At 56.3% G+C, this 8,072-nt stretch carries 8 protein-coding genes; 3 read left to right on the forward strand and 5 right to left on the reverse strand.

The window, feature by feature from the left end; all coding sequences use genetic code 11:
• Window positions 1-81: 81 nt before the first annotated feature.
• The 3 genes from ACIPY9_RS12250 to hemJ all read right to left on the reverse strand — a co-directional run bounded on the left by ACIPY9_RS12250 (window position 82) and on the right by hemJ (window position 2,353).
• On the reverse strand, window positions 82-858 hold the full coding sequence (locus ACIPY9_RS12250; protein WP_400700951.1) for an SDR family NAD(P)-dependent oxidoreductase: 777 nt from the start codon (window positions 856-858) through the stop codon (window positions 82-84).
• Window positions 859-931: 73 nt separating this feature from the next.
• Window positions 932-1,834 carry a DUF805 domain-containing protein gene (locus tag ACIPY9_RS12255; protein WP_400700954.1) on the reverse strand — a complete coding sequence of 301 codons (903 nt, stop codon included), beginning with the start codon at window positions 1,832-1,834 and terminating at the stop codon, window positions 932-934.
• A 90-nt stretch (window positions 1,835-1,924) separates the two neighbouring features.
• The gene (gene hemJ, locus ACIPY9_RS12260) at window positions 1,925-2,353 is read right to left on the reverse strand and encodes a protoporphyrinogen oxidase HemJ (protein WP_400700957.1); all 429 of its coding nucleotides are present in this window, start codon (window positions 2,351-2,353) and stop codon (window positions 1,925-1,927) included.
• 132 nt (window positions 2,354-2,485) lie between these two features.
• On the opposite strand from hemJ, the gene argC reads away from it, so the two are divergent.
• Both argC and erpA read left to right on the forward strand, forming a co-directional pair.
• Window positions 2,486-3,520 carry an N-acetyl-gamma-glutamyl-phosphate reductase gene (gene argC / locus ACIPY9_RS12265; protein WP_400700960.1) on the forward strand — a complete coding sequence of 345 codons (1,035 nt, stop codon included), beginning with the start codon at window positions 2,486-2,488 and terminating at the stop codon, window positions 3,518-3,520.
• A 134-nt stretch (window positions 3,521-3,654) separates the two neighbouring features.
• Complete coding sequence (gene erpA / locus ACIPY9_RS12270) at window positions 3,655-4,005, forward strand: iron-sulfur cluster insertion protein ErpA (protein ID WP_025262070.1); 351 nt, start codon at window positions 3,655-3,657, stop codon at window positions 4,003-4,005.
• 66 nt (window positions 4,006-4,071) lie between these two features.
• Here erpA and ACIPY9_RS12275 read toward each other — a convergent pair whose 3' ends face one another.
• Window positions 4,072-5,166, reverse strand: a complete 1,095-nt coding sequence (locus tag ACIPY9_RS12275; RefSeq protein WP_400700963.1) for an anhydro-N-acetylmuramic acid kinase — start codon at window positions 5,164-5,166, stop codon at window positions 4,072-4,074.
• A gap of 3 nt (window positions 5,167-5,169) precedes the next feature.
• Entirely contained in the window at window positions 5,170-6,576 is a 1,407-nt protein-coding gene (locus ACIPY9_RS12280; protein WP_400700999.1) for a peptidoglycan DD-metalloendopeptidase family protein, read from the reverse strand.
• A 202-nt stretch (window positions 6,577-6,778) separates the two neighbouring features.
• Here ACIPY9_RS12280 and tyrS point away from each other — a divergent pair, with 202 nt between their 5' ends.
• Window positions 6,779-7,984, forward strand: coding sequence for a tyrosine--tRNA ligase (tyrS, locus tag ACIPY9_RS12285; protein ID WP_400700966.1), 1,206 nt, complete (start codon window positions 6,779-6,781; stop codon window positions 7,982-7,984).
• The last annotated feature ends 88 nt before the right edge of the window (window positions 7,985-8,072 follow it).

Genomic DNA, 8,072 nt, shown 5'->3' on the forward strand with positions numbered 1-8,072 from the left:
TTGTGGGTGGATGGGTCATGGCCGCAGGCCAAGAAGGTCGAGTGTACTGAGGGGGCATGGTCTCGCCCAGCCCTTTGTCATTCAGCGTGGGCAGCAAGCCTTGTTGATCAGGCCGCTGATTCGACGTATCAGCCAGCGAGGCCCCAGGCGCGGGCTGAATGCCCGGAACCTGTTGCGTCGTCCCGGAATGATGACGGCCTTGTTTCTGGCCAGGGCCCGAACGGTATAGAGGGCGACCTCCTCGGGGCTCATCATCTTTTCGTCTTTCATTTGAAGCTGGGCCGTGCGGAAAAACGATGTACGAGTCGGGCCGGGGCAGAGGACCGATACTTTTATTCCGTTTTTCTTCACCTCTTCACGCAGCCCTTCGGAAAAGCTCAGGACATAGGCCTTGCTCGCGTGATACGCGCTCATCCAGGGGCCGGGCTGAAAGGCTGCAACCGAAGCAACGTTGAGAATCTGCCCGCCGCCCTGCAGCGCCATCAGATTGCCAACGGTATGGCACAGGCGAGTCAGCGCCAGAATATTCAAGTCGATCAGGTCTTGTTCGGTGGCCCACTCCTGAGCCAGGAACGGGCCACAAGTCCCGAGGCCTGCACTGTTGACCAGCAGATCGATCTGATGGGCTCCGTCCTCCAGCTCAAGCAGAAAACCGGAAAGGCGTAACGGCTCGCCCAGATCGCATGCCCGAAACAGGACCTCGACGCCAAAACGCTGGGTCAGTTCGAGGGCGATACTTTCCAGCCGGTCGCGATGGCGGGCGACCAGAATCAGATTATGCCCACGACGTGCCAGGGCTTCGGCCATGGCCAGGCCGATGCCGCTGGAAGCGCCTGTGATCAGGGCGTAACGGGTCATGCAGTTCTCCATTGAGCGTGTTGCTGTCGGCATTCAGTATGCCGAGGGTGAACAAGGTATTACGTTTTGGGGATCAGATCGCTGTCCGGGATGGCGAAGGCGCCGGCTGGACCTCATCGCTTTCTGAGTCATCATCGTAGGGCAGTGATTGTTCGTATTCACTGGCTGTGGTTTCAAGCTCATTCTTGACGGCATCGATACCATTGTTGAGTAGAGCCGTAATGACCAGGGTGATAAAGGCAATCCAGAGGCATGACAGTACCTTTACCGCCGGTGAGTTGGGCGGCGGCGGTGGGCCGTATTTGTTGGGGCCTTGAGTGCCTGGCATCAGAACCAGCAGAAACGGGAAGATGCTGCCGATGAAGGGGGCCAGGTTCAGCAGCATCAACCAGCCGGACCAACCTGCGTCGTGCAGGCGTTGAGTACCCATCTGCACGCTCAGAATCAGGAAGGCAGCAAAGGCCACGGTGCTCAAGAGCCCGCCAGCCACCAGGGAAATACTCATGACCGCCATGCAGACGCCGAATGTGGCAAGGCCCGCGACGATCAGCACAAGGCTCCATGCCAGATAGCGCATACGACCGATACGTCCCTGAACGCTGAACACCTTGAGCGTTGAGTGCTCGGGCAGGTCTGCTGCGACGGGGGCCTTGGGGGGCGCGTAGGGCGAATTCATTTGAGGCGGGATGGCCGCTCGCTCAGGTTTCGCTTCGTCGATTTCATCCAGGCTCAGGCTGATGGGAGGATCGGCCTCCATGCGTGCGTCGACACCGGCATCGTTGAGCGCCTGGATATACCTCTCGGCCTCCACGCGGGACAGCCCGCGTTTGAGCGACACCGGCGTGCCGCTGAAGAGTCTCTCGATAGCCGAGGGTTCACTCTTGAACAGTTGGGCCAGATTGAGCTTTGCGGTTTCCAGTTCAACGCCATTGCGCAACTGCCCTTCAAACATGATCTTGAAGTGGTTATCGGCCATGAAGGGCTTCCTTGTCTCGGTATAAGAGCGTGGCGCCATACCGCCAGCGGGGCAGCGGCTACCGATTCCGGCAGCGCTGTCCCATATTGATTAAAAAGGTTTGACCACGACGAGAATGACGATAGCCAGCAGGATCAATACAGGGACTTCATTGAACCAGCGGTAAAAAACGTGGCTGCGGCCATTTTCACCGCGAGCGAAGCGTTTGACCTGTGCGCCACACATATGGTGATAACCGATCAGCAGAACGACCAGGGTCAATTTCGCATGAATCCAGCCCTGACTGAAGTAACCGCCCGGATTGAAGCTGATCAACCAGCCACCGAAAATGAGTGTAGCGATCATGGCGGGGCCCATGATGCCTCTGTAGAGCTTGCGCTCCATCACGCTGAAGCGCTCTTTGCTGACAGTATCCTCGCTCATGGCGTGATAGACGAACAGCCTCGGCAGATAAAACAGGCCTGCAAACCAACAGACGATCGAGACGATGTGCAGTGCTTTGATCCATAAAAAGAGCATTTTGATTATTCCCAGGTTCACGGTGGCCGAATAGTAGTGGCTTGCACGTCCATACGTCACGTTGTCGGTTGTCGCAGAGGCAATAGACTCATATCATCGACGGCTTTCCAGTTGTTTCGTTGAGGGCAGGTTATGGTCAAGGTCGGTATCGTCGGCGGCACGGGTTACACCGGGGTCGAGCTGCTGCGTCTGTTGGCACAGCATCCAGAGGCAGAAGTGGTCGTGATTACCTCTCGCTCGGAGGCTGGCCTTGCAGTAGCCGACATGTACCCGAACCTGCGAGGCCATTACGACGGTCTGGCTTTCAGCGTTCCAGACGTCAAGACGCTGGGGGCCTGCGATGTCGTGTTCTTCGCCACACCTCACGGTGTTGCCCATGCCCTGGCTGGAGAGCTGTTGGCTGCCGGCACCAAGGTGATCGACCTTTCCGCAGACTTCCGTCTTCAGGACCCGGTCGAGTGGGCCAAATGGTACGGCCAGCCTCATGGCGCGCCAGAACTGCTCAAGGATGCCGTGTATGGCTTGCCTGAGGTCAATCGCGAGCAGATCCGCAATGCACGGCTGATTGCGGTTCCGGGTTGCTACCCGACCGCGACCCAGCTGGGCTTCCTGCCTTTGCTGGAAGCAGGGCTTGCGGACAGCTCCCGTCTCATTGCCGACTGCAAGTCGGGCGTCAGTGGAGCCGGTCGTGGCTTGAGCATCGGCTCACTGTATTCGGAGGCGAACGAAAGCTTCAAGGCTTACGCAGTCAAGGGGCATCGCCATTTGCCGGAAATCAGCCAGGGCCTGCGCCGTGCTGCGGGTGGTGAGGTCGGCCTGACATTCGTTCCGCATCTGACGCCGATGATCCGTGGTATTCATTCCACGCTGTACGCAACGGTTGCCGACAAGTCGGTAGACCTGCAGGCGCTGTTCGAGAAACGTTACGCCGATGAGCCTTTCGTTGATGTCATGCCTGCTGGCAGTCATCCGGAGACTCGCAGCGTACGCGGGGCAAACGTCTGCCGTATTGCAGTGCATCGTCCACAGGGCGGTGATCTTGTTGTCGTGCTTTCGGTTATCGACAATCTGGTCAAGGGGGCTTCAGGTCAGGCCATTCAGAATATGAACATCCTGATGGGACTCGATGAGCGCATGGGGCTGTCGCATGCGGGCATGATGCCTTGAGCTACAGGCACTTGCCGTTTGTAGCGTGATTGCTGGCCACTTCTCTTTGCTTCAATAGTTGACCGGTTTTCTAGGAGAAGCGGATAATGCCGTCATTACGCATGATGACGGCTTAACGCCGGGAGATATCTGACATGAGCGTCGAATCCTTCACGCCTACGGCCTTGGAGTTCACTCCAGGTGCTGCGCACAAGGTGAAAACCCTGGTCGATGAAGAGGGCAATGACCGCCTCAAGCTACGTGTCTTTGTCACGGGCGGCGGTTGCTCCGGTTTTCAGTATGGCTTCACCTTCGATGAAGATGTTGCTGACGACGATACGGTTGTTGAGCGCGAAGGCGTCAGCCTGGTCGTTGATCCGATGAGCTTCCAGTACCTGGCGGGTGCCGAGGTTGACTATCAGGAAGGCCTGGAAGGTTCTCGTTTTGTAATCAAGAACCCGAACGCCTCGACAACTTGCGGTTGTGGCTCTTCGTTCTCGATCTGAGCAACACCACACGCTGTATATGAAAACGCCGCGCTTATGCGCGGCGTTTTCATTTCTGTGTCTTTCTCAGGCGGGGTAGATGGCGCCCAGAATGCGCAAGCCTCTGGCACCGGTTACCGTCGGACGGTTGCTGGGGACGCCCTCGAGACAGCAATGAGCCAGCCAGGCAAACGCCATGGCCTCGACCCAGTCGGGATCAACACCGAGTCTGTCCGTGCTGCTGACTTTTGTCTCGGGCAACAAGGCTGCCAGCCTGTTCATCAGCGCCACGTTATGAGCCCCGCCGCCACAGACCAGAAGCTCCGTGGTGCTTGATTGCGCCGACTTCAGGGACTCTGTAATGGTCAGGGCCGTCAGCTCAAGCAGAGTGGCCTGTACGTTTTCTGGCGCGACTGTCGGTAGCTGGAACAGGTGATGATGCAGCCACCCAAGGTTGAATACTTCGCGACCGGTACTTTTCGGTCCTTTGGTCAGGAAGAACTGATCGCTCAGCAGTGCTTTGAGCAGGGCCGGATCGACCTGACCGCTGGCTGCCCATGCGCCATCCTTGTCAAAGCTCTGGCTGCGTTGTGACTGTATCCAGGCATCCAGTAGCACGTTGCCGGGGCCGCAATCGAAGCCAGCGACCGGGCGATCGGATTCGATCAGGCTCAGGTTACTGAAGCCACCGATGTTCAGAACGGCTCGGTGATCCTTGTTGTCATCAAACAGCGCTTCGTGGAAGGCCGGAACCAGCGGGGCGCCTTGACCGCCGGCAGCGATGTCGCGACGACGGAAATCGCTGACCACTGTGATCTCGGTCAGCTCGGCAAGCAGGGCAGGGTTACCAATCTGAATGCTGAAACCGCGTCCCGGTTCATGTCGAATGGTCTGGCCATGGCTGCCGATGGCGCGTATCTGTCCGGCAACCATGTTCTGTTCTTTAAGCAGGGTCATGACACCCTGGGCTACCAGCCTGACCCACTTTTGCTCTGTGATGGCTACTCGTACAAGCTCATCGGCTCCGCTCGAGCAGAGGTCCAGCAGTTCGGCATGCAGGTCTTCCGGCATCGGAATGTAATGAGTCGCCAGAAGCCTTGGGCGGTCATCCTGTTCCAATAGGGCGATATCTATCCCATCGAGGCTGCTGCCGGACATCACACCTATATAGAAGAAGGCCATGGATTACCTTTTATTAGAGGCCAGCGTGGTGGCCTTTTCCTGGTCCATACGTGCCATCAACGGTTGGCTTTGCTGCATGAACCGCTGTTTTTCGGATTTGGCGATCGGGTCCGCCATTGGAAGTTTCTGTCCCAGCGGGTCGACATGCACGCCATTGACCTGGAATTCATAGTGCAGGTGCGGGCCTGTCGACAAGCCGGTTGTTCCAATATAGCCGATCACCTGACCTTGCTTGACGCTGCCACCGGTCTGTATGCCTTTGGCGAATCCTTGCATATGCCCGTAAAGGGTGCGGTAGGTTTCACCGTGCTGGATGATGACGGTGTTGCCATAGCCGCCGCGCCGCCCGGCCAGCAGCACTTTGCCGTCGCCTGTTGCCTTGATCGGAGTGCCACGCGGTGCGGCATAGTCGACGCCTTTGTGGGCGCGGATCTTGTTCAGAATAGGATGCTTGCGGCCCATGGAGAACATTGAGCTGATGCGTGCGAAATCGACCGGTGTGCGGATGAAGGCCTTGCGCATGCTGTTGCCATCAGCCGTGTAGTAGTTGGTATTGCCTTGTTTGTTGGTGTAGCGAATGGCGGTGTAAGTCTTGCCCCGGTTTGTGAATCGGGCAGACAGAATGTTGCCGGTACCAACGGTCTTGCCATTGACTACTTGTTGTTCATAAACCACATCGAACTCGTCGCCCTTGCGAAGATCCTGAGCGAAGTCGATGTCATAGCCAAAAATATTGGCCATATCCATCGTCATGCTGTGGGACAGGCCGGCCCTTTGTGCGGATAACGAAAGCGAGCTGTTGATGACCGCGTGCGCATAGGCTTCGCGTATGGCGGGTTTGCTGAGCTCTCTATTAAAGGTGAAGCCATCACCCGTCCTGGAAAGACTGATGGTTTCCAGTTCGCTGAGCTTGCTTTGCAACTGCTTGAGCTGCCCGTCGGAGGACAGCTCGAACTTGAGGATTTGCCCGTCCTGCAGTTTGCTGAATTGCTTGGCCTGTTTGTCGCTGGCCATGACCTCATGCACTGTCGTGGCGGGCAGACCAACCTTTTCAAACAGCGTAGACAAGGTGTCGCCCCTGGCGACTACAACTTCTCTATGGTTGGGATTCTTTGCCTGAGCATCAGGCGTCTCCTGCTGCGCAGCAGCGTTTTCTTCGGATTGATCTTCACCGTTCTCGATCTGTGCGAAGGGGGAAGCAGCATCCGGTGTGGCTTGAGTGGCTTTCTGAGCGTCTTGGTCTTGTGCGTTAGGGGTTTCCAGATCCAGAACCAGATTGGTTCGTTTCGCTTCAACTTCGCTGGAAGGGAAGACCAGAAGAGCCAGGCTCAGCAGTGCTGCGATACCGCTGGCTGCGAGCAGGTGGGTCTTCGGATAAAGCGGGGGCGCTTTAGGCGGTGTGTCGATCATGAGTAATTTGACTTTGAAAAAGGTGAAATGGAAAAGATGAATGACATGATGAAGATGAAATAACTGTATAAAATATAACCAAATCCAACTTGAATCAACCCTGGTCACGTATCGGTCTTGAATCGTGGGCGTGTGCCGGGCAAAAACTTGTAATTGGGCTCTGATCTTGTATGGTTGGTTCCCTTTAAAATTGGGGGCTGATATGAAGTCGGTTGAAGAACAGCTTGCGCTGATCAAGCGTGGCGCGGATGAACTTTTGGTCGAGGCCGAACTGGTCGCGAAAATCAAACGCGGTCAGCCGCTCCGTATCAAGGCCGGGTTCGATCCTACAGCGCCTGATCTGCATCTGGGTCACACCGTCCTTATTAATAAGCTCCGCCAGTTCCAGGATCTGGGGCATCAGGTCATCTTCCTGATTGGCGACTTCACCGGCATGATCGGTGATCCAAGTGGTAAGAGTGCTACGCGCCCTCCGCTGACGCGTGAGCAGGTTCTGGACTACGCCGAGACTTACAAGGCTCAGGTTTTCAAGATCCTTGACCCTGCCAAGACCGAAGTGGCGTTTAACTCTACCTGGATGGACAAGTTGTCCCCTGCCGACTTCATTCGTCTGTCGTCGCAGTACACCGTTGCGCGCATGCTTGAGCGTGATGACTTCGACAAGCGTTACAAGAGCAATCAGTCGATTGCCATTCATGAGTTCCTTTATCCGCTGGTTCAGGGGTATGACTCCGTTGCGTTGCGCGCAGACGTCGAGCTGGGCGGTACGGATCAGAAGTTCAACCTGTTGATGGGGCGTGAGCTTCAGCGTGCCTATGGCCAGGAGCCTCAATGCATTCTGACCATGCCTTTGCTGGAAGGGCTGGACGGCGTCAAGAAGATGTCCAAGTCGCTGGGTAACTACGTTGGTATCCAGGAAGCACCTGGTGTCATGTACAGCAAACTGGTTTCCATGCCAGATGCCCTGATGTGGCGCTACTTTGAATTGTTGAGCTTCCGCTCCATGGATGAGATCAATGAGTTCAAGGTGGCGTGCGAAGCGGGTGCAAACCCTCGCGATATCAAGATCAAGCTCGCTGAAGAGCTGGTAGCTCGCTTCCATGGTGAAGAGGCTGCTGCTACTGCACACCGTTCTGCGGGTAACCGTATGAAAGATGGTGAGCTGCCGGATGATCTTCCAGAGATATCTGTTGGCGCTGCTGAAGATATGCCTGTTGCGGCCGTCCTTAATAAGTCGGGCCTGGTAAAGAACTCGGCTGTCGCTCGTGATCTGCTGGCCTCCGGTGGTGTACGTATAGATGGTGAGGTTGTTGACCGTGGCTTTGTGTTCAAGCTGGGGGCGACGCATGTATGCCAGGCTGGCAAGAAGGCTTTCGGGCGTATAACCCTGGTTCAGGAAGAAAATTGAAATTAAGTGTTGACGGGCGATTTAATGTCTCTATAATTCGCCCCACTTCTGGCGCAGACGGATCTGAAAAAGCCTTGTAAATCAATGA

Origin of the sequence: Pseudomonas sp. NPDC089734 (assembly GCF_044748865.1) — a bacterium.
Lineage (GTDB): Bacteria > Pseudomonadota > Gammaproteobacteria > Pseudomonadales > Pseudomonadaceae > Aquipseudomonas.

What these genes read in the sequence shown, in the direction of transcription:
- ACIPY9_RS12250 (WP_400700951.1), bottom strand. Translation starts at nt 858, where the DNA reads ATGACCCGTTACGCCCTGATCACAGGCGCTTCCAGCGGCATCGGCCTG.
- tyrS (WP_400700966.1), top strand. Translation starts at nt 6,779, where the DNA reads ATGAAGTCGGTTGAAGAACAGCTTGCGCTGATCAAGCGTGGCGCGGAT.
- erpA (WP_025262070.1), top strand. Translation starts at nt 3,655, where the DNA reads ATGAGCGTCGAATCCTTCACGCCTACGGCCTTGGAGTTCACTCCAGGT.
- argC (WP_400700960.1), top strand. Translation starts at nt 2,486, where the DNA reads ATGGTCAAGGTCGGTATCGTCGGCGGCACGGGTTACACCGGGGTCGAG.
- hemJ (WP_400700957.1), bottom strand. Translation starts at nt 2,353, where the DNA reads ATGCTCTTTTTATGGATCAAAGCACTGCACATCGTCTCGATCGTCTGT.
- ACIPY9_RS12255 (WP_400700954.1), bottom strand. Translation starts at nt 1,834, where the DNA reads ATGGCCGATAACCACTTCAAGATCATGTTTGAAGGGCAGTTGCGCAAT.
- ACIPY9_RS12280 (WP_400700999.1), bottom strand. Translation starts at nt 6,576, where the DNA reads ATGATCGACACACCGCCTAAAGCGCCCCCGCTTTATCCGAAGACCCAC.
- ACIPY9_RS12275 (WP_400700963.1), bottom strand. Translation starts at nt 5,166, where the DNA reads ATGGCCTTCTTCTATATAGGTGTGATGTCCGGCAGCAGCCTCGATGGG.